Below are 25191 nucleotides of genomic sequence, written 5' to 3' on the forward strand. Positions count from 1 at the left end.
GGTCGTCGCGGACCGGCACCGCGCCTCCTCGGCTCCCCGCCCGATCAGACCACCGTGCGGACGAGCCGCACGACGGCCCCGACCGAGAGGTCGGGCAGGTAGGCGCGGCCGAGAGCCGTGCCGATGGCCGGGAGCTGCACCGGATCGGGGAACGCCATGACGAGCGGGACGAAGTCGGGCTGGAACTTCTTCTTGAACGCCAGGAGGGTGCGGAACCCGTAGGCCGGCTCCAGCACGCGCCCGAGGAAGGCGAGCACGCGCTCCGTCTGCGTCGACGGCCCGTCGGACGGCGCACCGCTCGCCAGCGGCGCCGCCGACAGGCTCAGGAACTCGACGCCCTGCTCCTTCATCGCCAGGGCCGACGAGGCGATGACGAACTCCATGACGCCGTTCATGCTGTCCGGCTGACGCCGCATGAAGTCGAGCGTCCAGCCGACGACGACCCCGTCGCGCCACGAGGGCAACCAGCTCGTCACGGCCTGGACCGAGTCGTCCTCGTCGAGGGCGAGCATCAGCGCCACGTCGGGGTCGCGCAACTCGTCGACGCCGCCGAGGGTGAAGCCCATCTCGGGCAGGTCCTTCTCGGCGACCCACTGCTCGCTGATCTCGCCGATCTGGCGGGCGACGGCGGGACGGAGGTCGGCGTACCGGGTCCATTCGGCCCGGACGCCGTTCTTCGTCGCACGGTTGATGCTCGACCGGACGTCCTGCCACTTCTTGCCCGTCATCGCGAAGGTGGCCGGGTGCAGCACCGTCTCCTCGCCGACGGGCAGCGTCGCCCACCCCATCTCGTCGTAGAGGGGCGAGAGCTCGCCGCGCACGCTGTAGAAGACCGGGGTGAGGCCCTGGTCGTCGCACCACCGGGCGAACTCGCGGGTCACCTCGCGGAGCCGGTCGGCCGCGCAGAGCGGCTCGCCCGTGGTGATCGCGATGCCCGCGACGACGCGATAGGCCACCGCGGCGAGGCCGTCCTCCGTGAACCAGTACCGGTTGCCCTCCCAGAGGGCCATGTGCGACAGCGTGCCGGGGGTCCCGCGGTGGACGATGTCGCGCACCTGGGTGCGCGCCGCGTCGGGACGGACGTCCCCCGGCCGGGTCGCGCCCACCCCGAGCCCGACCAGGACGACGAGCCACCAGACCGGCCCCACCCACTCGAAGGCGGCCCGGACGAGCCCGCCGTCCGGCACCGGTCCGATGCGGGTGAGCCCGACGAACCCGACCGGCACGAAGCGTTCGGGCACGTCCAGCAGCAACGTCCACGGTTCGATCGTCGGGACGAAGGAGGCGCGCTCCAGCCACCCGACGACGGCGAACGTCACCGCCAGCACCAGACCCGACAGCACGACGACGAGCGCGAACCGCGGTCGTCGCGTCCCCTCGGCACCGACGCCGAAATGACGGCGCAGGAGGAACAGCCCGAGGGCCACCGCGGCCGGCACGGCGACCGCCAGGACGGCGAGCACCACCCTCTCGACCACGTGTCGGGGCTGGTCGACCACCGGGTCGGTCGTGACGGGCAGCACCACGTAGTACAGACCGGCGAAGAGGGCGAGGAGCCCGTTGACCGCGACGGCCACGTCGAGGGCGAGGCGACGACCCCGCCGCAGGTACCAGGCGCAGAGCAGCAGCACGGCCAGCGGCAGCAGGCTCAGCAGGACCGTCGGGACGGTGTCGATGCCGGCGAGGGCCGCGGCGCGCACGCAGGCTCCGATCGGAGGCGCGTGCCGATCCGGTGCGCCCTGTCCCGCGGCCGCGCACGCGGCCGAGAGCGACCGCCCGGGGAGGACGTCGCGGAACAGCATGCCGAGGGGCGAGAGGGCTCCGATCGGGCTGCGGGTGAGGAGGGTCAGGACGGGACCCAGCGCGGTCACCGCGACGATGGTCGACGCGAGGCGGCGTACCTCGTGGTGCGAACTGCGCGACCAGCCGCGTTCGGCGGGACGACCGGTCAGCACCACCCCGAACGCGAGCCCGACGAGGGCGCCGATCAGCGCGTAGAGACCGGACGGGTGCCCGTCGTAGAGCACGAAGGCGAACACGCACGAGAATCCGACCAGCCGGATGCGCCGTCGCCAGAGGGGTCCGGAGAACGCGCTGGCGGTCATGATCGTGCCGAGGGCGGGGGTGAGCGGGTGGAGGGTGGACTCGGCCGCCACCTCGAGGGCCCAGGTCTCGCCGACCGCCTGCCCCAGGGCCTGCACCGCCACGCCGACCCCGGTCGCGACGACGGCCGTCACCAGGTAGGCGGCCACCGTGCGGGACCAGCCCATGCGACGCTCGGCGGTGCCCACGAGGACGAGCACGCCGACCACGGCCAGGACGAGCTGCGCGGGACTGCCGGCGAAGAACACCGAGCCGACGACGAGCAGCCACGAGGTGCGGTCCTCGAAGGGGTCGAGCCCTGCTCCGACGAGGTCGCGCAGCCGCTCGCTCGGCGCATGCGTCACGCTGCCCGAGGCGAGCGCGAGCACGACGAGCAGCAGCGCGAGGGCGAGACTGACGGGACGGCCGCCGACGAACGCCACCACGTGGGTCGCGACGCCGTCCACGAACCGACGCGCACGCCCCGGCTCGTGGGGGTCGGGCTCGTGGGGGTCGGGCTCGTGGGATGCCGGCCCGGGGGGTGCCGTCGTGGAGGCCGTCGGCACCGTCGGTGCGCCGGCGTCGGCTCCGGCACCGGCGTCGGCTCCGGCACCGGCGTCGGCCCCGGCCAGCTCGCCGCTCACGGTGTCTGCACCGTCGCGCTCAGGCCGAGGCGCGGGTAGAACTGTCCGATTCCGTGGGCGAAGCCGTTCGTCGCGGTCGTCCAGTCGTGCCCGCTGCCCGGGGAGACGTAGCGCGTCACGGTCATGCCGGCCTTCGCCGCGGCCGCCGAGTTCGCGGTCATGATCTGGCCGTACCGACCGTCCGTGGCACCGACGGCGAAGAACGCCGCGGTGTCCGCGTAGGGCCCGTGCGCGGCCATGATCGCCAGCGGTTGGGCCGCCTCGTAGGCCGCTCGGTTCCCGGCGAAGCCCTGGTCGATCGTGGTCTTCTCGTCGCCGATCGAGGGGCCGAGCTCACCCGACACGTCGATGAAGGTCGAGAACAGGTCGGGCCGCGCCGACGCGAACTGGATCGAGCAGGTGCCCCCCTGCGAGAACCCACCGATCGCCCATGCCCGCGGCCCGGTGGCGACGTGGAAGTGACTCGTCATGTAGTCGACCACATCGGTGGTGATGTAGGTGGCGCTGTTGCCCAGGGCGCCGTCGACGCACATCGGGTTGTGGGCGTCGGCGCTCAGCTGGTCGGGCACGACGACGATCGGCGCGAGCCCGTGGTCCTTCGCCGCGAAGGCGTTCAAGGTCTCGACGAGGTGGCCGGCCGTGATCACCGAACTCGGTTCGGCCGGTTGCCCCGAGAGCATGATCATCACGGGAAGGGCGGGGGCGTCGGCCACGAGGGCCGCCGGGGGCAGGTAGACGACGGCGTCACGAGCGGGGAAGTGCGAGACGGCGCCGGAGATGGCCACGCTGCCGTACCGTCCCACGGCCGGGAGGTCGACGGGAGCCTTCCAGGTCGACCAGAGGGTCGGGTCGAAATCCGTCGAGCCGGGCGCCGCGGACGGAGGCGCGGCGGCGGTCGCCGGGAGGGCGGGCACCTCGTCCCGACCGAGCGCCTGGGACAGGTTCTGGTAGACGCTGCCGTCCCGGTTCAGGGCGAGGCCCCCGGCCAGGGCGAAGACCAGGACGCCCAGGACGGCCACGAGCTTCCGCCACCACCGGGTGCGGAACAGGTTGACGACGACGACTGCGACGCCGGCGACCACGGCGGCGACCCAGAGGCGGTCCACCCAGGTGGGTGACAGGCCCAGCACGTCGCGTACGTCGCCCAGCCACCAGGTCGCGAGGGCGCCGAGGCCGGCCCCGAGCAGGACCGCGAGGGCGATCCACCGCCACCACGTGCGTCGGGTCCGCGGGCGGACGAGGAGCCCGACGGCGACGAGGGCGGCGACGACGTCCACCGCCAGCAGCATCGTCGTGGACAAGAGCGGAACCGACAGCAACCAGTCCATGCGAGAGCTTCTTTCGGCGGAGGATCGGGGTGATGGCCACCCAGGTGACACTCTGCCGCCTCGGAGTCTCTCGACACGAGCCGTGCCGCCCGGTCTCAGCAGCCTCATCAGGTGTGATCAGCCACCACACGGCACCGACACGTCGCACCGGGGCGCCCCGTCGGCGACGGCCGTGGCAGCCCGCTCCAGCCGAACTACTCGGCGAGCCCGTGTTCGTACGCGTAGACCACCAGTTGCACCCGGTCACGCAGGGACAACTTCGACAGGACCCGACTGATGTGGGTCTTGACCGTCGCCTCGCTGAGGAACTCCCGCGACGCGATCTCGGCGTTGCTGAGGCCCCGCGCCGCGAGGTCGAAGATGTCGCGTTCCCGGGTGGTCAGGGTGCCGAACGACGCGGGCACGGCCCGGGCGCGTGAGGCCCGGCCGTCGAAGTGCTCGAAGAGTTCACGCGTGGCCGACGCCGCGATCACGGCGTTGCCCGCGTGCACGGTGCGGATCGCGGCGAGCAGGAACTCGGGGTCGGCGTCCTTCAGGACGAAACCGCTCGCGCCTCCCCGGATGGCGCGGGTGGCGGCCTCGTCGAGGTCGAAGGTCGTCAGCACGATGATGCGCGGCGGACGGCGGGAGGCCGCCTCGGCCTGCGCCAGGACGGCGGTGGTGGCGGCGATGCCGTCCATCACCGGCATGCGGATGTCCATGAGGACGACGTCGGGAGCGGTGCGCCCGACCATCGCCACGCCCTCCTCGCCGTTGCTGGCCTCGCCGACGAACTCGAGGTCGGGCTGCGAGCCGACCAGCATCTTGATGCCTGCACGGAACAGGGCCTGGTCGTCGACCAGGGCGACGCGGATGGGTGCCGTCGAACGGCCGGGCATGTCGATCATCGGATGCGTACCTCTTGGGTCAGTGCCAGGGTCGGCACGATGGCGTGGACGACGAAGCGTCCGTCGGCGTTCTGGGTGGTGAGCGAGCCGCCCGCCAGGGTGGCGCGCTCCCGCATGCCGTCGAGCCCGTGGCCGCCCCGCCGCTCGTCGCCGGACGTGTCGAGCGGACGCGTCGGCGGCCGCACGACGTTGGAGATCACGAGGTGCAACGCCTCGTAGCGCCAGTCGAAGTGGAGGCCGACGGGCTGGTCGACGGCACCGTGCCGCAGGACGTTGGTCAGGCTCTCCTGCACGATGCGGAACACGGCGAGCTGCCGGTTGGTCCCGAGGACCTGCGGTTCGCCGGTCACGAGCAGGTCGACCGTGAGACCCGACCCGCGCATCTGGTCGAGCAGACGGTCGAGGTCGCCGAGGGCGGGCTGGGGCGCCTCGCCCTGGCTGTGCCGCAGTTGACCCAGCAGCACCCGGACGTCGCCGAGGGCCTCCCGAGCCGTCGTGGCGATCGTCGTGAGCGCCCCGTCGACCGAGGTCGGGTCGACCCGGGCGGCGTACCGGGCCCCGTCTGCCTGGGCGATGACGACGGCCAGCGAGTGGGCGACGACGTCGTGCATGTCCCGGGCGATCCGGTTGCGTTCCTGCTCGACGGCGATGTCCCGCTCGGCCCGGGCGGCCTCGCGTTCGGCCCGCGCGGCGTCGTTCTCGGCCCGGGCGGTCTCGCGCTCGGCGATGAGCCGCGCCTCACGGCTGAGCCGCTCGGACCATCGCGCCCGGGCCAGCAGTCCCCCGGCCCAGGGCAGACCGAGCAGGGCGAGGAATCCGAGGAGGCTGATCCCCAGCTGCAGGAGGATGCGGACGACGTCGGTCACCGCATAGATGTCGTAGTCGACGCCGAACAGGCTCTGCTGCACGAACGAGAGGTAGAAGGTGCCCAGGAGGGCACCCACGCCCACGGAGACCAGGCCCGACCACTTCACCCGGTTCGTCCCGTACGCCGCCGTGGAGTACAGCACCGCGCAGATCGCGAGGTTCGTGACACCGGGCGTGCTGCCCGTGATCATCTGGGACGCGGCGACCAGCCAGGCGAGGGTCAGGGCGAGCCCCGGCGACAGGCGGCGCAGGGCGAACGTGACCGTCATGCCCAGCACGACGAACGGGGTCGTCACGACCCCGTCGGACAACACCAGGCCGACCACGCCGAGCAGGAACGCCGCCGACAGGTCGACGGCGACCTGGTAGGGCGCGAGGCGTCGGAAGATCACCCGACCACCGTACGACCTACGGCGGCCCGTCCGGGGCGGCCGCCCTGCGCGAACGACCTCGGGACCACCACGATCATCCGCAGGGACGAGGACGACCCTCCCGCCCGGGACGGGGCCGGACGACCGGGAGGGGGCGTCAGAACCCCAGTCGACCGAGCTGCTTCGGGTCGCGCTGCCAGTCCTTGGCGACCTTCACCCGGATCGAGAGGAACACCTGCTTGCCGACGAGCGGCTCGATCTGCGCGCGGGCGCGCTCGCCCACCTCGCGCAGGCGCTGACCGCCCTTGCCGATGACGATGGCCTTCTGGCTGTCGCGCTCGACGAAGAGGTTGGCGTAGATCTCGAGGAGGTCCTTGTCGTCACGCTCGACCATGTCGTCGATGGTCACCGCGAGCGAGTGCGGCAGCTCGTCCTGCACGCCCTCGAGCGCGGCCTCGCGGACGTACTCGGCCACCCGGTCGGTCAGGCCTTCTTCGGTGACCGCATCGGACGGGTAGAGGGGCTGTGACAGCGGCATGAGCTTGATCAGCTCGGCCGTGAGGACGTCGAGCTGCACGTCGCTGACCGCGGACAGCGGGATGATGGCCTCCCAGTCACGCAGACGGCTGACCGCGAGCAACTGCTCGGCGACGGCCGGCCGCGACGTGGCGTCGGTCTTGGTGACGATCGCGACCTTCTTGGCCCGCGGGTACTGGTCGAGCTGCTCGTTGATGAACCGGTCCCCCGGCCCGAGCTTCTCGTCGGCCGGCACGCAGAACCCGATCACGTCGACGTCGCCGAGGGTGGTCTGGACGATGTCGTTGAGCCTCTCGCCGAGCAGCGTGCGCGGACGGTGCATGCCCGGGGTGTCGACCAGGACGAGCTGGCCGGTCGCCTGGTGCACGATGCCGCGGATCGCTCGTCGAGTCGTCTGCGGCTTCGACGAGGTGATGGCCACCTTCTGCCCCACGAGGGCGTTGGTCAGCGTCGACTTGCCGACGTTGGGCCGCCCGACGAACGAGACGAACCCCGCGCGGTAGGTCGACCCCCGAGGAGGCGCGGCCGAGGGGGTGAGGTCGTCTCCGGTGGTCGACATGGGGGCCTTTCGTGAACGTGCGGGAACGGGTGGGAGGTGGAGGGTCGCGACGACCGGACGCTCAGTCGTCGCGAGCGGCGTCGGCGAACGCGGCCTGGGCGTCCGCGAGGTCGGGATCGCGCTCGACGAGCACGGTCTGCAGGTCGTGCCGACGTCCCTCGGTGCGGTCGGCCGTGAGGACGAGGCCCGACACGCGGACGACCGAGCCCTGCTCGGGCAGGCGTCCCAGGACCTTGGTGAGCAGCCCTCCCACCGAGTCCACGTCGTCGTCGTCGAGTTCGAGGCCGAAGAGATCGCCGAGCTCGTCGACGGGGAGACGGGCACTCACCCGGAAGACCCCCGCGGAGACCTCGCGTTGCGGGGCGACCTCGCGGTCGTACTCGTCGCTGATGTCGCCGACGAGTTCTTCGATGAGGTCCTCGAGCGTGACGAGGCCGGCGATGCCGCCGTACTCGTCCACGACCATCGCGAGATGGTTCTTGTCGAGCTGCATCTGCCGGAGGGCGTCGTCGGCCTTCTTGGACTCGGGCACGAAGACGGCCGGGCGGGCGAGCGTCGTCACCGGGGCCGAGTCGTCGCCGCTGTGCTCGTGCAACCGCCGGGCGAGGTCGCGCAGGTAGACGATCCCGACGACGTCGTCGGAGTCGCGACCGACGACCGGGACCCGCGACACGCCTCGACCGAGGAAGAGGCTCATCGCCGAACCGACCGACGCGGTGGCGTCGAGGGTGACCATGTCGGTGCGGGGCACCATGACCTCGCGGACCACCGTGTCGCTGAACTCGAAGATCGAGTGGATGAGCTCGCGGTCGTCCTCTTCGAGGACGTCGAGCTCGGTGGCTTCGTCGACCATGCTGAGCAACTGCTCTTCGGAGGAGAACGACGCGCTGCGCGGACGTCCGGGGGTCACCCGGTTGCCGACCGCCACCAGGGCGTCGGCCAGGGGCCCGAGCACGACCCGGACGAACCGCACGAGACCCGAGGTCAGACGCACGAGGCCGCGGGCGTGGGCGCGACCGACGCTGCGCGGGCTGGAGCCCACGAGGACGAACGACACGACCGTCATGATGAGAGCCGAGAGCAGCAGGGCCAGCCACCACGGCTCGACCGAGAAGGCGAACGACAGCGACACGAGGACGGCCGCCGACGTCTCGGCGAGGATGCGCACGAAGTTGACGGCGTTGACGTGCGCCCCGACGTCGGCGGCGATGGCGGTCAACGCCGTCGCGTGACGCGGATCGTCGTCCGCCTCGTCGAGGAGGTCCTGGCGGCTGAGGACGCCGAGTGCGGAGTCGGCGGCGGCCAGGAGGCCGCCGAAGACCACCAGGAAGACCGCCACGACGACGAAGACCGTGACCATCACGGCGTCACCGACTCGTGTCGGACGCGGCGAAGGCCGCGAGGATCTCGCGCTGCAGACCGAACATCTCACGCTCGTCGTCGGGTTCGGCGTGGTCGAAACCGAGGAGGTGCAGGATGCCGTGACAGGTGAGGAGCAGCATCTCGTCGAGCGGGCTGTGCCCGGCCGTGGCGGCCTGGGCCACGGCCACCTGCGGACACACGACGATGTCGCCGAGCAGGCCGGCCGGCGTGGGTTCGTCTTCGGTGCCGGGGCGCAGTTCGTCCATCGGGAAGCTCAGCACGTCGGTCGGACCGGGTTCGTCCATCCACTGGACGTGGAGCTGCTCCATCGCCGCCTCGTCGACGAACACGATCGCGAGTTCGGCCTCGGGGTGCACGTGCATCTGGTCGAGCGCGAAGGTGGCCAGACGTTGGATCGTGGCCTCGTCGACCTCGACGGCGGATTCGTTGGCGACCTCGATGCTCACCGGGTTCCCTTCTTCGGCAGGCGGTCGCGAGCGTCGGCCTGCTGGTCCGCCGCCTCGAGACGGCGGTGCTGCTGGGCCTGACGCTCGGCGTCGTAGGTCGTGTACGCGTCGACGATGCGGCCCACGAGCGTGTGCCGCACCACGTCGTCGCTGGTGAGACGGGCGAAGTGGATGTCGTCGATGTCGTCGAGCACCGTCGTGACGAGCTGGAGGCCGCTGGCGCCGGTGGGCAGGTCGACCTGGGTGACGTCGCCCGTCACGACCATGCGCGAGCCGAATCCGAGACGGGTGAGGAACATCTTCATCTGCTCGGGCGTGGTGTTCTGCGCCTCGTCGAGCACGACGAACGCGTCGTTGAGGGTGCGACCGCGCATGTACGCGAGAGGGGCGACCTCGACGGTGCCGGCCGCGAGCAGCTTGGGCACGATCTCGGGGTCCATCATCTCGTTCAGGGCGTCGTAGAGCGGCCGGAGGTACGGATCGATCTTGTCGGTCAGCGTGCCGGGCAGGAAGCCCAACCGCTCGCCGGCCTCGACCGCGGGGCGCGTCAGGATGATGCGCTGGACCTCGCGGCGCTGCAACGCCTGGACGGCCTTGGCCATCGCCAGGTAGGTCTTGCCGGTGCCGGCCGGGCCGATGCCGAAGGTGATGGTGTGCTGGTCGATCGCGTCGACGTAGTCCTTCTGGCCCCGAGTCTTCGCCCGGACCCCCTTGCCGCGGCTGGTGACGATCGGCTGCCCGAAGACCTCGGACGGGCTGCCCTGCCCCGAGTCGAGCAGACGGGCCGACGTCGCGACCTCGGCCGGGCCGAGGTCGTGACCGCCGCGGACCATGGAGACGAGCTCGTCGACGAGGCCCTCGGCCCGGCCGACGGCCGACGAGGGCCCCTCGAGGGTGACCTCGTTGCCGCGGACGAGCACGCGGACGTCGGGGTACTGCTTCTCGACCGCACGCAGCAGGCGGTCTTGCGGGCCCAGGAGCTGGACCATGGCGACGCCGTCGACGGTCACGTCGACGCGACGGACGTCGTCACCCGTCGTCGGTGTCGAGGGGCCGGTGGCGTTCGTGTCGCTAGTGGGCAAGGGTGCCTTCCTCCAGGGGTCCACCGAGCACATGGGCGTGCACGTGGAACACGGTCTGCCCGGCGGATGCGCCGGTGTTGAAGATCAAACGGAACTCGGACCCGGAGTGTTCCCCGAACGCTGCCGGGTCGGCCGCGAGCCGGGAGGCGGTCGCCACCAGTTCGGCGAGCAACGCCGGGTCGCCCGCGGCGAGTTCGACGACGTCGCGGTACGCCTGGGTCTTGGGCACCACGAGCAGGTGGACGGGTGCCCGGGGCGCGATGTCGCGGAAGGCGATGACCGCGTCGCTCTCGAAGACGATGTCGGCGGGGATCTCGCGCGCGACGATGCGGCTGAAGACGGTGGGCTCGTCGGAGGTCTCGGACATGCTGCCCATCGTAGCGACGACCGCCGACACGGCCCCGGGGGGCGTCGAGGTCACCAGCGACCGAGTCGCGCGCTCAGCACGGACAGCGCGGCGGGACCGGCCGTGGAGGTCCGCAGGACGGCGTCCCCGAGGCGCACGGCGCGGGCACCCGCCTCGGTGAGCTGGTGCAGCTCGGCGGGCGACACCCCGCCCTCGGGACCGACGACCACGACGACGCGGTCGGGCACCGCGCCTCCTGCGGTCAGGTCGACCGCCGTGAGCGCCTGCTCGGCCGACGGCTCGAGCACGAGGACGAGATCGCGGGAGGCGCGCTCGGCCAGCTGCCGCGTCGTCGCGAGCCCCGAGACCTCGGGCGACCAGGGACGAATCGACTGCTTGGTCGCCTCGCGGACGATCGACGACCAGCGGGTGAGGCCCTTGGCGACCTTGGGGCCCTCCCAGCGGGAGATGCTGCGCGCCGCGGCCCACGGGACGATCTCGTCGACGCCGAGCTCGGTCGCTGCCTGCACGGCGAGTTCGTCGCGGTCCCCCTTGGCCAGCGCCTGGGCGAGGACCAGCCGCGTCGTCGGCGGTTCGTGCCGGACGACCCGGGTCGCGAGCAGCACCAGCCGCTCGGGGGTCGCCTCGGAAACCTCGCCCTGGACCACCAGCCCCCGTCCGTTGCCGAGGGTCAGCGGCTCGCCCACCCGCACCCGGCTGACCGTGACCGCGTGTCGGGCCTCGGAACCGGTCAGCTCGACGCTCGAGCCGATCTCGGCGGCGACCAGGTCGTCGACCAGGTAGAAGTGCGCCATGATCAGAAGTTCAGGAAGCGGTCGCGCAACTTGCCGAAGAGACCCTGCTGGAAGTGCGACAGCTCGGGCGCCGGGGAGCGGCGACCCGAGGCGAACTTCTCGATCAGCTCGCGCTCCTTGTGGCTGAGCTTGGTCGGGGTGACCACCTGGACGCCGATCTTGAGGTCGCCGCGACCCGTGCCGCGCAGTCTGGTGATGCCGCGGTCCTTCACGGTGAGGATGTCGGCACTCTGGGTGCCGGGCTTGATCTCGACCTCGATCTCGCCGTCGAGCCCGGTGAGCGTCGTCGACGTGCCGAGGATGGCGTCGGCCATCTGCACCTCGAGCGTGGCCAGCAGGTCGTCGCCGTTGCGGCTGTAGGTGTCGTGGTGACGCACCTTGACCTCGAGGTACAGGTCGCCGTTCGGGCCACCGGCCTGGCCGACCTCGCCCTGACCGGGCAGCTGGAGCCGGAGTCCGGTGTCGACGCCCGCGGGGATGTCGATGGGGATCGAACGTCGGGCCCGGACGCGACCCTGGCCCTGGCACGTGGGGCAGGGATTGGGGATGACGGTGCCGTAACCACGGCAGGTCCCGCACGGGCTCGACGTCATGACGTTGCCGAGCAGCGAGCGCACGGTGCGCTGGATCTGGCCGGAGCCACCGCAGATGTCGCAGGTCTGGGGCGAGGTGCCGGGTGCGCAGCACGAGCCGCTGCACGTGTCGCAGAGGACGGCCGTGTCGACCTCGATGTCGCGCTGCGTGCCGAAGACGATGTCCTCGAGGTCGACCTCGAGGCGCAGGAGCGCGTCCTGCCCGCGTTCCCGCCGGGACCGCGGACCCTGACGCTGGCCCTGGCCACCGCCGCCGAAGAACGCGTCGAAGATGTCGCCGAAGCCGGCGGCCCCGCCTCCGCCGCCGCCACCGAAGCCGGGCTGGGGGCCGAGGTCGTAGCGTTCGCGCTGCTGCGGGTCGCTGAGCACGTCGTAGGCGTGCGTGACGTCCTTGAACCGTTCGGACGCGTCGGGGCTGGGATTGACGTCGGGGTGAAGCTCGCGGGCGAGCTTGCGGTACGCCTTCTTGATCTCTTCCGGGGTCGCCTGACGGTCGACTCCGAGGACGTCGTAATGATCTGCCACTGGTTCTCGTCTGCCTCTGGTGTGGTGTGGTGGTCTTCCCGGCGGGGCCGGGCCCGGCGGACCGGGACGGGGATTGGGGGTCGTGGGACGGCCGGGGCCGTGGTGGTCGGCTACCGCTCGGTGAGCAGCGACGACAGGTACCGCGCGACGGCACGGACCGCCGCCATGTTGGTCGAGTAGTCCATGCGCATGGGCCCGAGCACGCCGAGCCTCGCGATCTCGCTGCCCTGCGTCGAGTACCCGCTGGCCAGCACGGACGCCTGGGACAACCCGAACGACGCGTTCTCGCGGCCGATGCTCGCGGCCACGTCGACGGCGTCGAGTTGCATCTCGCCGAAGAGCCGCAAGAGGGCCACCTGCTCTTCGATCGCCTCGAGCACGGGGAAGAGGTCGCCGCTGAAGTCGTCGCCCGTGCGCACCAGGTTCGCCGCACCGGCCATGACGAGGCGGTCCTGACGTCCGGCGGCGATCTGCTCGGTGAGGCTCGCGACGACCACGCCGACGACCGCCGCGAGGTCGGGACGGAACCGCGCCGGCAGGTCGGTGAGGGCGGTGGAGGCCTCCCCCAGGGGCCGACCGCCGACCGCGGCGTTGATGGCGGCCCGCAACTCGGACAGGAAGGACTCGTCGACGGCGGTGCGGATGTCGACGACCCGCTGCTCGACCTGGCCGCTGTCGGTGATCAGCACCGTCATGACGCGACCGTCGCCCAGGCTGACCAGCTCGACGTGACGCACGCGGGCCCGGGAGAAGGTGGGGTACTGCACCAGGGCCACCTGGTTGGTGAGTTGCGACAGGAGCCGGACCGTCCGACCGAGCACCTCGTCGAGGTCGGTGGAGTCGCCCAGGAACGTCTCGATGGCCTGACGCTGGGCCGCGCTGAGCGGGCGCAGGTCGGCGAGCTGGTTGACGAAGAGCCGGTAGCCCTTGTCGGTCGGCACGCGTCCCGACGAGGTGTGCGGTGCCGCGATGAGCTCTTCTTCTTCGAGCAGCGCCATGTCGTTGCGGATGGTCGCCGCCGAGACGCCGAACTGGTGTCGCTCGACGATGGACTTCGACCCGACCGGCTCACGGGACGCGACGTAGTCGTGCACGATGACGCGAAGCACTTCGAGACCGCGTTCGGAGACCATGACGCACCTCTCTTCGCTCGACGTCCCCCGGGTCGTCCGCACGCCGGGCGACCGGGCCTGGCACTCGACGTGCCGGACTGCCAATCGTACGACACCTCCGTCGCGAGGCCTACTCGGGCCGCACCCGGCTGCCCTAGGGTGGCGGGGACATCCGCAGGACACTCACGAACAGGTGCAGCCATGACCGAGAACCCTCCCGCCCAGCCGAACGGCCCGCAGAACGGCCAGCCCGGCCAGAACGGTCAGCCCGGCCAGCCGTACGGGCAGGGTCTGCCCGGCCAGGGTCAGCCCGGCCAGGGCCAGCAGTCCGGCCCCGGCTTCGGCCAGCAGCCCGGCTACCAGCCGCAGCCCGTCCAGCCGATGCGCCCCGAGGACGAGAAGCTCTGGTCGACGCTCATCCACCTCGGCGGGATCCTCTTCGCGTTCGTCCCCGCCCTCGTCGGCTACCTCGTGTTGAAGGACCGCGGCCCGTTCATCCGGGAGCACACCAGGACCGCGCTGAACTTCCAGATCACGATGGCCATCGTCTACGTGATCTCGGCGATCCTGTCGATCATCGTCATCGGAGGGGTGCTCGCCCTCGTCGCCGGCATCCTCGTGATCATCTTCTCGATCATCGCCGCCGTCGCGGCCAACAAGGGCGAGTGGTACAAGTACCCGCTGACCATCGAGTTCGTCAAGTAGACGGTCGACCGGCCCGGACGGGCACGACGCGAGGCGCGACTCCCCCCGGGAGCCGCGCCTCCTGCGTTCCGGGCCCGCGCCTCCTGGTCGCCACCGCGGGGCGCCGCGGCGATCAGGACGATCGGGACGCTCAGCCGGGCAGCAGACGCCGCACTACGGCGTCGGCCATGAGCCGCCCCTCGCGCGTGAGCACGACGCGACCCCGCAGGGCCGGACGCCCCTCGACCCAGCCGTCGGCGATGAGGCCACCGACGGCCCGGCGTCCGTCGTCGTCGAGCTCGGAGATGGGCAGCCCTTCTCGGATGCGCACCCCGAGCAGGACGCGCTCGACCCGACGGGTCTCGTCGTCGAGGGTCTCGCGCCCGGCAGCCGGCGACTCGCCCGCGGCCATGCGCTGCTGGTAGGCGGCGGGGTGCTTGACGTTCCACCAGCGGACGCCACCGACGTGACTGTGCGCGCCCGGGCCGACGCCCCACCAGTCGTGGCCCTGCCAGTACGCCAGGTTGTGGCGGGAACGGTGCTCGACGCCACGCGACCAGTTGCTGACCTCGTACCAGTCGTAGCCCGCGCCGGCGAGCCGGTCGTCCGCGATCTCGTACATGTCGGCCGCGGTGTCGTCGTCGGGCATCGGGACCTCGCCCCGCTTGATCTGGCGGGCGAGCTTCGTGCCGTCCTCGACGATCAGCGAGTACGCGGAGAGGTGGTCTGGCTCCTGCTCGAGGGCGACGTCGAGCGAACGCCTCCAGTCGTCGAGGGTCTCGCCGGGTGTGCCGTAGATGAGGTCGAGGCTGACGTCGAGCCCGGCGTCACGGGCCCAGCGCACCACGAACGGGATGCGCTCGGGGTCGTGCGTGCGCTCGAGGGTGGCGAGCACGCTCGGGACGGCCGACTGCATGCCGAAGCTGACGCGCGTGAAGCCGGCGTCGGCGAGCTGCTGCAGGTACGCGGCGTCGACCGAGTCGGGGTTCGCCTCGGTCGTCACCTCGGCGCCCGGCTCGAGACCCCAGGTGTCGACCATCGCGTGGAGCATCGACGTGAGGTCGCCCGAGGGCAGCATCGTCGGGGTGCCCCCGCCGAAGAACACCGAGGAGGCGCGGCGCGGCGGGAGCCCCGCCTCGCGCAGCACCCGGCCCCCGAGCTCGATCTCGGTGACGGCCTGCCCGGCGTAGTCGTCGCGACGAGCGCCTCGCAGCTCGTCGCCCGTGTAGGTGTTGAAGTCGCAGTACCCGCAGCGCACGCGACAGAACGGGACGTGCAGGTAGACCCCGAAGTTGCGGTCGTCCGCGCCGACGGCGACGGTCTCGGGCAGGCGTCCGTCGACGGGGGCGGGATCGCCGAGGGGAAGGGCTCCGGGCACCGTCAGGCGCCGGTTCCCGCGGCGTCGCCGCGCGGGCCGGTCGGGGGGCGCTCGTCACCGCGGGGGTCGCCGACGCCGGCCTCGGTGTCTTCGACGACGACGACCTCGTCGGTCTGCTCGCCCTTCTCGTTGAGGCTCAGTGCCCTCAGGTACCGCTTCGTGTACTGCGCCTGTGTGCGTCGCAGGAACGGTGCCACGAGGCGCCACTTCGCGCTCGACGGCTTCGAGAACGACCGGATGGAGAGCCACACCGAACCGTCGTCGGTCTGGTCGACGATCCAGGACTCCTCGCCGCTCTCGGGGTGGCCGTCGAGGGTTCCGTACGCGAAACCCTTGCGCTTCGGTTCGTCGATCACGTAGACGACGCGCACAGGGGCCTCGACCGTGCGCCCGTAGGCCTCGATGCTCAGCGTGGCCGTCGTGCCCGCCGTGAGGAAGGGCGTGCCGTCGGGCGAGTAGCGCGACTCGTCACGCGCGGTCGCCCACTCGGCGGCGTCGACCGGCTGCCCGTGCTCGTCGAACTGGACGGGCGTGTACTCGCTCTCGTCGGCCGGCGGCACGCTGTCGACCCGGACGCGGATGCCGCTGCGCTCCTGGATCTGCCAGGTCATGGTGGCGATCCAGGCCGCGGCGAAGCGGGCGTCGCCGTGGCCGACGCGAGCCCGGTACTCGGCCGGCTTGAACCCCTTCGGCGGGTACTGCATGAGGTCGGGGGCCTGCGTCGCCCCGACCTCGCCGTAGGTCGTGCGGGTCTCGGTGTGGGTGGCTCGACGCATGGACCCTACTTCTTGTCTTTCTTCTCGACGTCGCCGCTGAGGGCGGCGATGAAGGCCTCTTGGGGCACGTCGACCCGACCGATGGTCTTCATGCGCTTCTTGCCCTCTTTCTGCTTCTCGAGGAGTTTGCGCTTGCGCGAGATGTCGCCGCCGTAGCACTTGGCCAGGACGTCCTTGCGCATCGCCCGGATGCTCTCGCGGGCGATGATCCGGGCACCGATGGCGGCCTGGATGGGGACCTCGAACTGCTGCCTCGGGATGAGTTCGCGCAGCCGGCCCGTCATGAGCACCCCGTAGGCGTAGGCCTTGTCGCGGTGCACGATCGCGCTGAAGGCGTCGACCTGCTCACCCTGCAACAGGATGTCGACCTTGACCAGGTCGGCCTCTTGATCGCCGATGGGCTCGTAGTCGAGGCTGGCGTAGCCCGCCGTCTTCGACTTGAGGCTGTCGAAGAAGTCGAACACGATCTCGCCGAGGGGCATCGCGTAACGGATCTCGACCCGGTCCTCGCCGAGGTACTCCATGCCCAGCAGGGTGCCGCGGCGCTGCTGGCAGAGCTCCATGATCACGCCGACGTAGTCCTTGGGCGCGAGGATGCCCGCCTTGACCATGGGCTCGCTGACGCTCGCGATCTTGCCGCCCGGGAACTCGCTCGGGTTGGTGACCGTGACGGTCTTCTTGTCTTCGGTGGTGACCTCGTAGATGACGCTCGGGGCCGTCGTGATGAGGTCGAGGCCGAACTCGCGGTCGAGTCGTTCGGTGACGATCTCGAGGTGGAGCAGGCCGAGGAAGCCACAGCGGAAGCCGAAGCCGAGGGCCACCGAGGTCTCGGGCTCGTACACCAGCGCGGCGTCGGACAGCTTGAGCTTGTCGAGGGCCTCGCGGAGGAGGGGGTAGTCGCTGCCGTCGATCGGGTAGAGCCCCGAGAAGACCATCGGCAGCGGTTCGGTGTACCCGCTGAGGGCCTCGGTCGCGGGCTTGGCCGACGTCGTGACGGTGTCGCCCACCTTCGAGAGGCGGACGTCCTTCACGCCGGTGATGAGGTAGCCGACCTCGCCGACCGACAGCCCCTGGCTCGGGACGGGCTCGGGTGACGAGACGCCGATCTCGAGGATGTCGTGGGTCGACTTCGTCGACATCATCTGCACCTTCTCGCGAGGGTGCAGGGTGCCGTCGATCATGCGGATGTACGTCACGACGCCGCGGTAGCTGTCGTAGACCGAGTCGAAGATCATCGCGCGGGGCGGTGCGTCCTTGACGCCGACGGGAGAGGGGATGCGGTCGACGACGCGGTCGAGGAGCTCTTCGACGCCCATTCCGGTCTTGCCGCTGACCCGCAGCACGTCGGCGGGGTCGCCGCCGATCAGGCCCGCCAGCTCGGCGGCGTACTTGTCGGGGTCGGCCGCCGGGAGGTCGATCTTGTTGAGCACCGGGATGATCTCGAGGTCGTTCTCGAGCGCCAGGTAGAGGTTCGCCAGGGTCTGCGCCTCGATGCCCTGGGCCGCGTCGACCAACAGGATCGCCCCCTCGCACGCGGCCAGCGAGCGGGAGACCTCGTAGCTGAAGTCCACGTGGCCGGGGGTGTCGATCATGTTGAGCGCGAAGGTCTCGCCGTTGCGCTCCCACGGCATGCGCACCGCCTGGCTCTTGATCGTGATGCCGCGCTCGCGCTCGATGTCCATGCGGTCGAGGTACTGGGCACGCATCGCACGCGACTCGACCACGCCGGTGATGCCCAGCATGCGGTCGGCGAGGGTCGACTTGCCGTGGTCGATGTGCGCGATGATGCAGAAGTTGCGGAGGGACTCGGGCTCGGTCGACGCCGGCTCGAGTGCGCGGGTTGCTTGGGGACTCACACGATCCTCTGGGGGTGGTGGGCGGGGGTACCGCACGATTCTCCCACGCCCGGGCGACGGATCGGGCGTCGGCCCGCGCGGGGCCGTACGTCGGCAACTCCTGCCCGGTGTCGCGACCGGCACCGCGCCTCCCCCGGTCGACGGCTCGTGCCGTGACGGCAGGCAGGAGTTGCCGACACCGTGGCCGCACCGGATGCCGTGCGCGCGGGACGCCGCGGGGCGGGCGAGCGGGTGGGCCGGTCGGCGGGTGGGTCAGAGGGGGGCGCGAGCCAGCGGGGCGGTGCGGGCAACTCCTGGCCGGTGCCGCTCGGGCGGTCGGACTCCCCGGCGTCGCGACGGGCGTGCGACGGCAGGCAGGAGTTGCCGACGCGGCCGACGCGAGCCGGACCGCGGGATGAGCGCGGGACGAGCGCGAGCGCGGGAGGCGCGAGCCGGACCGCGAGATGAGCGCGGGCGCGGGAGGCGCGAGCCGGAACGCGGGACGGGCCCGCCGGGCGGGACTGCCGGGCCGAGGGTCAGGCGGCGGTGCCGGGAAGGAGCGCGAGGACGCCCGCACCCCCGACGACGGCGAGGCCGATCGCCAGGGCGATCAGCGTGCCCACGAGCATGACGGCGGACGAGACGATGCCGACGAGCGCCATGCTGCGACCCTGGGGCTCACGGCGGCGGGACAGGATGCCGAGGACGAGGCCGGCGATCGGGACGACGAAGGTGAAGCCGAAGCCGATCGAGGCGAGGCCGAGGACGAGGCTCCAGACGGCGAGGGGCGAACGGACGCCGGTGCTGGAGGCGGAGAAGGTCGTGTGTACGGGTTGGTTCGTCATGCTCCGAGCCTAGGAAGCCCCTCGCGTCGACCCCAGGGGGCTGACCCCCGGATCTCAGCGGGGGTCGCCCGGCGCCGGCAGTTTGCCGAGCCCCCGGGTGATCACCTCGGGTGACGACGCGAGGCAGACGCGGATCCACCCCTCGCCGCTCCGGCCGAACGCACTGCCCGGCGCGACCGCGACGCGCTCCGACAGCAGGAACCGCTCGGCCCACGCCGCCACGTCGCCCTGCGACGCGTGGCTGACGTCGATCCAGAGGTAGAAGGCGCCGGTGGGCTCGAGGTACCGGATGCCCCGCTCGTCGAGCAGCGTCGTGGCGAGGTCGAGGTTGCTCCGATAGTGCTCGCGGGCGTCGGCCACTGGCTGGTGGTCCCCCACGACGGCGGCGAGGGCGGCGTGCTGGTCGGGCTCGGCGACGCAGCTGATGGCCGCCTCCTGGACCGTGCGCATCGTCTCCGCGAGGCCCTTGGGCGTCACGAGGTAGCCGACTCGCACGCCCGTCATGGCGTAGGTCTTGCTCATCGAGAAGACGCTGAACACCCGGTCGTCGCCATCGAGTGACGCCAGGCTGACGTGCTTCGGCCCGTAGGTGAAGTACTCGTAGACCTCGTCGCTGATGACCCAGAGGTCGTGCCGGCGGGCGAAGTCCAGCAGGCGCCGTAGCGTCTCCTCCGGATAGACGACGCCGAGCGGGTTCGACGGGCTGTTCACGATGAGGGCACGGGTGCGGTCGCCGACGAGGTTCTCGAGTTCGTCGAGGTCGGGGTGGAAGCCGAGCTCGGGGGCCAACGTGTAGGGCACGGGCACGGCGTCGAGCATGTGGGCGTTCATCGTGAACGTCGTGTAACCGGGGTCCGGCACCAGCACCTCGTCACCGGCCGCGAGCAGCAGTCCCATCGTCTGGTGCAGGGCCTGCGTCCCCCCGACGGTGACCCAGACCTGCTCGAGGTCCACGTGCACGTCGTTCTCCCGGGCGAGTTTGTCCACGAGCGCCTCGCGCAGGGCCGGGATGCCGCCGTTCGGCGTGTAGTCGGTGCGGTCGTCAGCCCAGGCGCGGCGTGCGGCGTCGGCGATGTGGCGGGCGACGGGCACGTCGGGTTCGCCCACCACGAGCATGTCGACGCCGTCGAGCTGCGCCGCGAGCTCGTAGACCCGACGGATTCCGGAAGCGGGCACGGTGGTCATGTGGGGTGCGAGCTGAGGCATGATGGCACGGTACCCCGCACGACACGGCACGCCGACCGGTCGACGTTCGTTGAGAGTCGGGCTCGCTGCTGGTAACGTTGCCTGTTGGCTTGCGCGTTACGTCTGCAGTGGCGGAACGCGATCGCAGCCGAGAGCCGCTCCGGTGGCCATCACCGGCGGCAGCACCGGGTCGATCGATTCACGTCGGTCGGACGCTCGGCTGGCGCACATCGTCCGATACTCAGAATCCAGAAAGTAGTTCACGTGGCAAACATCAAGTCGCAGATCAAGCGCATCGGCACCAACAAGAAGGCCCAGGACCGCAACCGCGCCGTCAAGAGCGAGCTCAAGACCGCCGTCCGCGCCACCCGCGAGGCCATCGCCGCCGGCGACAAGGACAAGGCCACCTCGGCTCTGCTCCTCGCGTCGAAGAAGCTCGACAAGGCCGCCAGCAAGGGCGTCATCCACCAGAACCAGGCCGCGAACCGCAAGTCGTCCATCGCGAAGCAGGTCGGCGCCCTCTAGGCTCCCCTCCCCCGAGCCCCCGGGCTCGACGACGAAGGCCCCGTCTCGATCGAGACGGGGCCTTCGTCGTCCCCGTTCGCCCGCAGGACAGGCGACCGGACGGTCAGGAGGCGCGACTCACGACAGCAGCGAACCGCGCGTCGAGATCATGGTCACCATCCGCTCGAGCGCGTACACCGGATCGCGCTCGGCGCCCTTGACGGCCGCGTCTGTCTCGGCGAGCAGCTCGATGCACCGGCCCAGCCCGTCCTCGGTCCAGCCACGGAGATCTCGTTGTGCCCGTTCGACCTGCCACGGGGCGAGTCCGAAGCGCGAGGCGAGCTGACCCGAGCCACCGTAGGAGCCCTGCACCTTGGCCATGGTGCGGATCTTCATCGCGAAGGCCGCCACCACGGGCACGGGATCGGCCCCGGTCGACAACGCGTGGCGGAGCAGGACCAGAGCCTCGCCCTGCTGACCTGCGATGGCCGCGTCGGCCACCTTGAAGGCGTTGGTCTCGACCCGACCCGAGTAGTACTTCTCGACCGTGGCCTCGGTGATCTCGGCCGCGGCGTCGCTGATCAGCTGCTGGCACGCACTGGCGAGCTCGGCCAGGTCGTCGTTGAAGGCCGTCACGAGCGCCCGGAGGGCCCCCTGCGAGATGCGACGCCGTTCGGCGGCGAACTCGGCGGCCGCGAACTCGAGCTTCTCGGTGTCTTTCTTGAGCTCGGCGCACACGACCTCGAGGCCGCCGCCGGTGCCGCCCCGGACGGCGTCGAGCAGCTTCTTGCCGCGGACCCCGCCCCCATGGCGCAAGACGAGGGTCGTGTCGTCGGCGGGCGTGTCGAGGTAGCGCAGCGTCTCGATGAGGAAGGCATCGGTGCACTTCTCGACGTTCGAGACGCGGATGAGACGTGGCTCGGCGAAGAGCGACGGGCTCGCCAGCGTCACGAGCTCGCCGGGTTGGTAATGGTCGGCCTCGAGGTCGTGCACCTCGAGGCTGGGGTCTTCGGCGACGAGCTGGTCGCGCAGCTGGCGGGAGGCACGGTCGGCGAGGAACTGCTCCGGCCCGCTCACGAGCACGACGGCCGCGGGGCGGATCTTGTCCCACCCGACCTGGTCGATCGCGACCGAGGCCTTCTTCGCCGTCTTGCCACTCGCTCGCGCTGCCATGCTGCCTCTCGGACGTCGTCCCACGGACGCGGGGCCCGCCGCGCCTCCTCCGATGCTAGAGGACGCCACCGACGTGTCGGACGCGCGATCTCGACCCGCGGACCCCGCGTGCTCCCGCCAGATCCGCAGGCCGACGTCGCCGCCGTCACGGCCGACGGGCGTGACGGCGGCCTGACCGGCCTCGTCGCTGCGGACCACGACTCCCCCGCCGTCCCGGACCAGGTCGAGCGCGACGTCGGTCGGGTGCCCGTAGGAGTTGTCGGCCCCCACGCCCACCAGGCCGACGCGGGCCGACACCCGCTCGTACAACTCGGCGTGCTGGTCCGCCGACCCGTGGTGCGAGACCTTCAGGACGTCGACCCGCCCGAGCCCCTCGTCGCCGTCGGGTGACGAGGCCAGACGGCGTTGGGCGGTCTCACCGAGATCGCCGAGGGCCAGCAGGGAGAGGCAGCCGACCCGGCAGGACCCGCCCGGGTCGAGGCGCACCACGAGGCTGGCGTCGTTGCCCGCCGGGGTCGCGGTGGGCGGCCAGAGGAGCCGCCACGTGTGGTCGCCGAGGCGTCCCCGGGTGCCGACCCGCGCCTCCTGGACCTCGGCGCCACCGCCGCGCAGGGCGGTCACGACCTCGGCGTCGTCCGAGCGCCCCACGGGCCCGACGAGGGCCGTGCCGACCCGGCCGACGACCGAGCCGATCGCCCCGACGTGGTCACGGTCGAAGTGGGTGAGCACGAGCAGGTCGACGTGGCGCACGCCGAACGTCGAGAGGCAGCGGTCGACGGCGGCCTCGTCGTCACCCACGTCGATCAGGGCGACGGCCCGCGCGCTGCGGACGAGCACGGCGTCGCCCTGCCCCACGTCGCACTGGGCGACGACCCAGTCGTCGGGAACGGAGGCGCGGGTCACCACGGTGCGCCCGCCCACCACCCCGACGGTGGCCACCAGCACGCCCACCAGCAGCGTCGTCGCGACGGCCCGCAGGCGGCCGCGGGCCCGGGCCACCACGGCGACCACGACGAGGGCCGTCACGCCGACCAGGGAGGCGACGCCGAGCGCCGAGGCGTCCCACCCGAGTCGCGTGCCCGGCCAGGTCGACGCCGACCGGGCGACGGCCGCGACCCAGGACGACGGCAGCCACGAGGCCCACGCGACGGCCGCGGCGGTCGCGGGCGCCCAGGGCGCGAGCACGCAGACGACGAGCCCACCCACGGTCGCCACCGGAGCCGCCGGGCCGGCCAGCACGTTCGCGGCGACGCCGTGCAGGGCGATGCTCGGTTCGAGGGCGAGCAGCACGGGCTGGCAGGCGAGCTGCGCGGCCGTGGGGACGGCGAGGGCCGCCGCTACGGGTTCGGGCACGAGGCGCGCCAGCAGGGCGGTCAGCGGCCCTCCGAGCACGACGAGCCCCGACGTCGCGAGGACCGACAGGACGAAGGCGAGGTCGCGGGCCAACCACGGGTCCGCGAACAGCAGCCCGGCGACCGCCAGCGCGATCACGGGCACACCGGCGATCGGCCGTGCGACGGCGAGGTGCACGAGGACGAGCACCGCCATGACGGTGGCCCGGACGATGCTCGGCTCGGGCGTGACGAGCACGACGAACGCCACCAACACGACGACGGCCATCGCGAGTCGCAGCAACCGCGGGACCCTCAGCACCGACCCGACGAGCACCACGAGTGCGACCAGCACGGCGCAGTTCGAGCCCGACACGGCCGTCAGGTGGCTGAGCGACGCCTGCGTCATGTCGTCGTCGAGGTCGTCGGGCACCCCCGACGTGTCGCCGATCGCGAGCCCGGGCAGCAGGGCCCCGCCGTCACCCGGCAGGTCTGCGGCCACGGCACGGAAGACCGAGCGGAGCCCGTTCGACCAGGCCGACGTCCGCCCGGGCTCGGCGCGGACGCCGAGCGGCTCGACCGCCCGCCCCTCGAACGCGACCGACTCGCCGTACCTCACCGGGCCCAGGACGAGCCGGGCCGTCACCCGGGCCCCGATCTCGGCCGACCGGCGACCGTCGAGGCGCGCCCCGAACACCCGCACCGGGACGCGGTCCCCGAGGGCCACGGTCCCCGCGCCGACGTCGAGTCGGTCGACCGACATCGTCAGGACGTCGGACCGCGCCTCGACCCGGTCGAGCAGGCGCCCCTCGACGGTGACCGCGTGCCCCACCGACGTCGTGAGCCCCGACGGGTGACGGCGGTCGTCGCGCACCGCCGCCTGGCCCGTGAGCCCGGCACACGCCCCGGCACTCAGGGCCACCACCAGCAGGACCTGCCCGGCGGCGAGGGCGCCCACCCGCGCCACGAGCACGAGCCCGACCGCGACGACGCAGACGACGAGGGCGACGGCGGCCACGACGGGCGACAGCCCCGGCCGGGTCGAACCCACGGCGAGCCCGACCCACGCCACGGCCACCGGCACCCCGAGCCGCAGGTCGAGGACGCGACCGGGCGTCACACCCGCACCCGCTCGCGCAGTGCCTCGAGCGTCTTCGGACCGATGCCCGGCACCCCCAGCAGGTCGTCGACGCTGCGGAAGCGGCCGTTCTCGTCACGCCAGGACATGATCGCCGCCGCGGTCGCCGGCCCCACCCCGGGCAGCGTCTGCAACGCGGCGTCGTCCGCGAGGTTGAGGTCGACCGTCCCGCCACCGGCCCCCGTCTCGCCACCGGTCGCCGTTCCCCCCGCGGCCGGTCCACCCGCCGCCGCGTCACCACCACCCGCCACCCCGTCGTCCGCGGTCTCACCGACGGCCGGCACCCGCAGCTGCTCGCCGTCGACCAGCACCCGCGCGAGGTTGACCGCCGCCTGGTCGGCCTCGTCCGTGAACCCGCCGGCCGCCGCGACCACGTCGACGACGCGGGCGCCGTGCGGCAGTTCGTACAGGCCGGGCGCCGCCACCCGGCCGTGCACGTGCACGAAGACGACCGAGGCACCCGCGGGAGGTGCGGTGCCGGCCCCTGCCCCGGCCTCGGCCCCGGTGCCCGGCTCGACGGTCACGAGCTCGTCCGCCGTGCCTCCTCGGGTGGCGAAGGCCGACACGGCGACGCTCACCGCCAGCACGACGAAGAGCAGGACGACGACCGCCCCGACCCCCACGCGCCACCGCGGACCACCCGGCTCGGACGGGTCGACGGCGGTGCGGAAGCTGACGGTCATGACCCGTCACGGTACGAGCGGGCGTCCGCCCGCGCGGACGACGACGGCCGCCCTGGGGAGCCAGGGCGGCCGTCGACGGGTG

At 71.9% G+C, this 25191-nt stretch carries 21 protein-coding genes and 1 pseudogene; 2 read left to right on the forward strand and 20 right to left on the reverse strand.

Features of this window, described 5'->3' with window-relative positions:
* Positions 1-44 precede the first annotated feature (44 nt).
* The 12 genes from ACIOSR_RS01915 to hrcA all read right to left on the reverse strand — a co-directional run bounded on the left by ACIOSR_RS01915 (position 45) and on the right by hrcA (position 13598).
* Complete coding sequence (locus tag ACIOSR_RS01915; RefSeq protein ID WP_402751705.1) at positions 45-2726, reverse strand: bifunctional lysylphosphatidylglycerol flippase/synthetase MprF; 2682 nt, start codon at positions 2724-2726, stop codon at positions 45-47.
* Positions 2723-4054, reverse strand: a complete 1332-nt coding sequence (locus tag ACIOSR_RS01920; protein WP_402751706.1) for an alpha/beta hydrolase — start codon at positions 4052-4054, stop codon at positions 2723-2725. Before ACIOSR_RS01920 ends, ACIOSR_RS01915 begins: the two co-directional genes overlap by 4 nt.
* A gap of 194 nt (positions 4055-4248) precedes the next feature.
* A complete protein-coding gene (locus tag ACIOSR_RS01925; protein WP_402751707.1) occupies positions 4249-4941 on the reverse strand; it encodes a response regulator in 693 nt (230 codons plus the stop codon).
* A complete protein-coding gene (locus ACIOSR_RS01930) occupies positions 4938-6200 on the reverse strand; it encodes a sensor histidine kinase (protein ID WP_123570181.1) in 1263 nt (420 codons plus the stop codon). The genes ACIOSR_RS01925 and ACIOSR_RS01930 overlap by 4 nt, the downstream gene beginning before the upstream one ends.
* A 136-nt stretch (positions 6201-6336) precedes the next feature.
* Positions 6337-7275, reverse strand: coding sequence for a GTPase Era (gene era, locus ACIOSR_RS01935; RefSeq protein ID WP_056045670.1), 939 nt, complete (start codon positions 7273-7275; stop codon positions 6337-6339).
* A 61-nt stretch (positions 7276-7336) separates the two neighbouring features.
* Entirely contained in the window at positions 7337-8635 is a 1299-nt protein-coding gene (locus ACIOSR_RS01940) for a hemolysin family protein (protein WP_052505052.1), read from the reverse strand.
* A gap of 7 nt (positions 8636-8642) precedes the next feature.
* Positions 8643-9104, reverse strand: coding sequence for an rRNA maturation RNase YbeY (ybeY, locus tag ACIOSR_RS01945; RefSeq protein ID WP_056045671.1), 462 nt, complete (start codon positions 9102-9104; stop codon positions 8643-8645).
* Entirely contained in the window at positions 9101-10093 is a 993-nt protein-coding gene (locus ACIOSR_RS01950; RefSeq protein WP_216844210.1) for a PhoH family protein, read from the reverse strand. Before ACIOSR_RS01950 ends, ybeY begins: the two co-directional genes overlap by 4 nt.
* 82 nt (positions 10094-10175) lie before the next feature.
* Complete coding sequence (locus ACIOSR_RS01955) at positions 10176-10553, reverse strand: histidine triad nucleotide-binding protein (protein ID WP_056047543.1); 378 nt, start codon at positions 10551-10553, stop codon at positions 10176-10178.
* A 50-nt stretch (positions 10554-10603) separates the two neighbouring features.
* Entirely contained in the window at positions 10604-11347 is a 744-nt protein-coding gene (locus ACIOSR_RS01960) for a 16S rRNA (uracil(1498)-N(3))-methyltransferase (RefSeq protein ID WP_173150946.1), read from the reverse strand.
* A 2-nt stretch (positions 11348-11349) separates the two neighbouring features.
* The gene (dnaJ, locus tag ACIOSR_RS01965; RefSeq protein WP_159824840.1) at positions 11350-12465 is read right to left on the reverse strand and encodes a molecular chaperone DnaJ; all 1116 of its coding nucleotides are present in this window, start codon (positions 12463-12465) and stop codon (positions 11350-11352) included.
* A gap of 110 nt (positions 12466-12575) precedes the next feature.
* On the reverse strand, positions 12576-13598 hold the full coding sequence (gene hrcA, locus ACIOSR_RS01970; protein WP_056045687.1) for a heat-inducible transcriptional repressor HrcA: 1023 nt from the start codon (positions 13596-13598) through the stop codon (positions 12576-12578).
* A gap of 180 nt (positions 13599-13778) precedes the next feature.
* Here hrcA and ACIOSR_RS01975 point away from each other — a divergent pair, with 180 nt between their 5' ends.
* On the forward strand, positions 13779-14282 hold the full coding sequence (locus tag ACIOSR_RS01975) for a DUF4870 domain-containing protein (RefSeq protein WP_233568332.1): 504 nt from the start codon (positions 13779-13781) through the stop codon (positions 14280-14282).
* 130 nt (positions 14283-14412) lie between these two features.
* On the opposite strand, the gene hemW is transcribed toward ACIOSR_RS01975, so the two are convergent.
* From hemW to ACIOSR_RS02000, 5 genes are all read right to left on the reverse strand, one after another.
* Positions 14413-15639: a radical SAM family heme chaperone HemW gene (gene hemW / locus ACIOSR_RS01980; RefSeq protein WP_402751708.1), complete on the reverse strand. Its 1227-nt coding sequence runs from the start codon at positions 15637-15639 to the stop codon at positions 14413-14415.
* A 2-nt stretch (positions 15640-15641) separates the two neighbouring features.
* Positions 15642-16415 carry a DUF1990 family protein gene (locus ACIOSR_RS01985; protein WP_082460247.1) on the reverse strand — a complete coding sequence of 258 codons (774 nt, stop codon included), beginning with the start codon at positions 16413-16415 and terminating at the stop codon, positions 15642-15644.
* A 5-nt stretch (positions 16416-16420) separates the two neighbouring features.
* On the reverse strand, positions 16421-18271 hold the full coding sequence (lepA, locus tag ACIOSR_RS01990) for a translation elongation factor 4 (protein WP_056045691.1): 1851 nt from the start codon (positions 18269-18271) through the stop codon (positions 16421-16423).
* A 515-nt stretch (positions 18272-18786) separates the two neighbouring features.
* On the reverse strand, positions 18787-19095 hold the full coding sequence (locus ACIOSR_RS01995; protein ID WP_402751709.1) for a DUF4190 domain-containing protein: 309 nt from the start codon (positions 19093-19095) through the stop codon (positions 18787-18789).
* A gap of 54 nt (positions 19096-19149) precedes the next feature.
* Entirely contained in the window at positions 19150-20301 is a 1152-nt protein-coding gene (locus ACIOSR_RS02000) for a pyridoxal phosphate-dependent aminotransferase (RefSeq protein WP_159824834.1), read from the reverse strand.
* 243 nt (positions 20302-20544) lie between these two features.
* On the opposite strand from ACIOSR_RS02000, the gene rpsT reads away from it, so the two are divergent.
* A complete protein-coding gene (gene rpsT / locus ACIOSR_RS02005) occupies positions 20545-20805 on the forward strand; it encodes a 30S ribosomal protein S20 (protein ID WP_043596189.1) in 261 nt (86 codons plus the stop codon).
* Between the two features lie 117 nt (positions 20806-20922).
* Here the strand turns inward: rpsT and holA are convergent, their stop codons facing one another.
* From holA to ACIOSR_RS02020, 3 genes and pseudogenes are all read right to left on the reverse strand, one after another.
* Positions 20923-21957 (reverse strand): DNA polymerase III subunit delta, encoded by a 1035-nt coding sequence (holA, locus tag ACIOSR_RS02010; RefSeq protein ID WP_402752196.1) that lies wholly within the window; start codon positions 21955-21957, stop codon positions 20923-20925.
* A 654-nt stretch (positions 21958-22611) separates the two neighbouring features.
* Positions 22612-24051: pseudogene (locus ACIOSR_RS02015) on the reverse strand (ComEC/Rec2 family competence protein); the annotation flags it as partial.
* A gap of 353 nt (positions 24052-24404) precedes the next feature.
* Entirely contained in the window at positions 24405-25109 is a 705-nt protein-coding gene (locus ACIOSR_RS02020; RefSeq protein WP_402751710.1) for a ComEA family DNA-binding protein, read from the reverse strand.
* Positions 25110-25191: the final 82 nt, after the last annotated feature.

Origin of the sequence: Frigoribacterium sp. NPDC087798, from assembly GCF_044742985.1 — a bacterium.
GTDB lineage: Bacteria > Actinomycetota > Actinomycetes > Actinomycetales > Microbacteriaceae > Frigoribacterium.

Excerpts from the sequence above, each read along its gene's own strand:
- ACIOSR_RS01920 (WP_402751706.1), bottom strand. The coding sequence starts at position 4,054 with ATGGACTGGTTGCTGTCGGTTCCGCTCTTGTCCACGACGATGCTGCTG.
- ACIOSR_RS01925 (WP_402751707.1), bottom strand. The coding sequence starts at position 4,941 with ATGATCGACATGCCCGGCCGTTCGACGGCACCCATCCGCGTCGCCCTG.
- era (WP_056045670.1), bottom strand. The coding sequence starts at position 7,275 with ATGTCGACCACCGGAGACGACCTCACCCCCTCGGCCGCGCCTCCTCGG.
- ACIOSR_RS01940 (WP_052505052.1), bottom strand. The coding sequence starts at position 8,635 with ATGGTCACGGTCTTCGTCGTCGTGGCGGTCTTCCTGGTGGTCTTCGGC.
- ACIOSR_RS01950 (WP_216844210.1), bottom strand. The coding sequence starts at position 10,093 with ATGGTCCAGCTCCTGGGCCCGCAAGACCGCCTGCTGCGTGCGGTCGAG.
- ACIOSR_RS01955 (WP_056047543.1), bottom strand. The coding sequence starts at position 10,553 with ATGTCCGAGACCTCCGACGAGCCCACCGTCTTCAGCCGCATCGTCGCG.
- ACIOSR_RS01960 (WP_173150946.1), bottom strand. The coding sequence starts at position 11,347 with ATGGCGCACTTCTACCTGGTCGACGACCTGGTCGCCGCCGAGATCGGC.
- hrcA (WP_056045687.1), bottom strand. The coding sequence starts at position 13,598 with ATGGTCTCCGAACGCGGTCTCGAAGTGCTTCGCGTCATCGTGCACGAC.
- ACIOSR_RS01975 (WP_233568332.1), top strand. The coding sequence starts at position 13,779 with ATGACCGAGAACCCTCCCGCCCAGCCGAACGGCCCGCAGAACGGCCAG.
- ACIOSR_RS01985 (WP_082460247.1), bottom strand. The coding sequence starts at position 16,415 with ATGCGTCGAGCCACCCACACCGAGACCCGCACGACCTACGGCGAGGTC.
- ACIOSR_RS01995 (WP_402751709.1), bottom strand. The coding sequence starts at position 19,095 with ATGACGAACCAACCCGTACACACGACCTTCTCCGCCTCCAGCACCGGC.
- ACIOSR_RS02000 (WP_159824834.1), bottom strand. The coding sequence starts at position 20,301 with ATGCCTCAGCTCGCACCCCACATGACCACCGTGCCCGCTTCCGGAATC.
- holA (WP_402752196.1), bottom strand. The coding sequence starts at position 21,957 with ATGGCAGCGCGAGCGAGTGGCAAGACGGCGAAGAAGGCCTCGGTCGCG.
- ACIOSR_RS02020 (WP_402751710.1), bottom strand. The coding sequence starts at position 25,109 with ATGACCGTCAGCTTCCGCACCGCCGTCGACCCGTCCGAGCCGGGTGGT.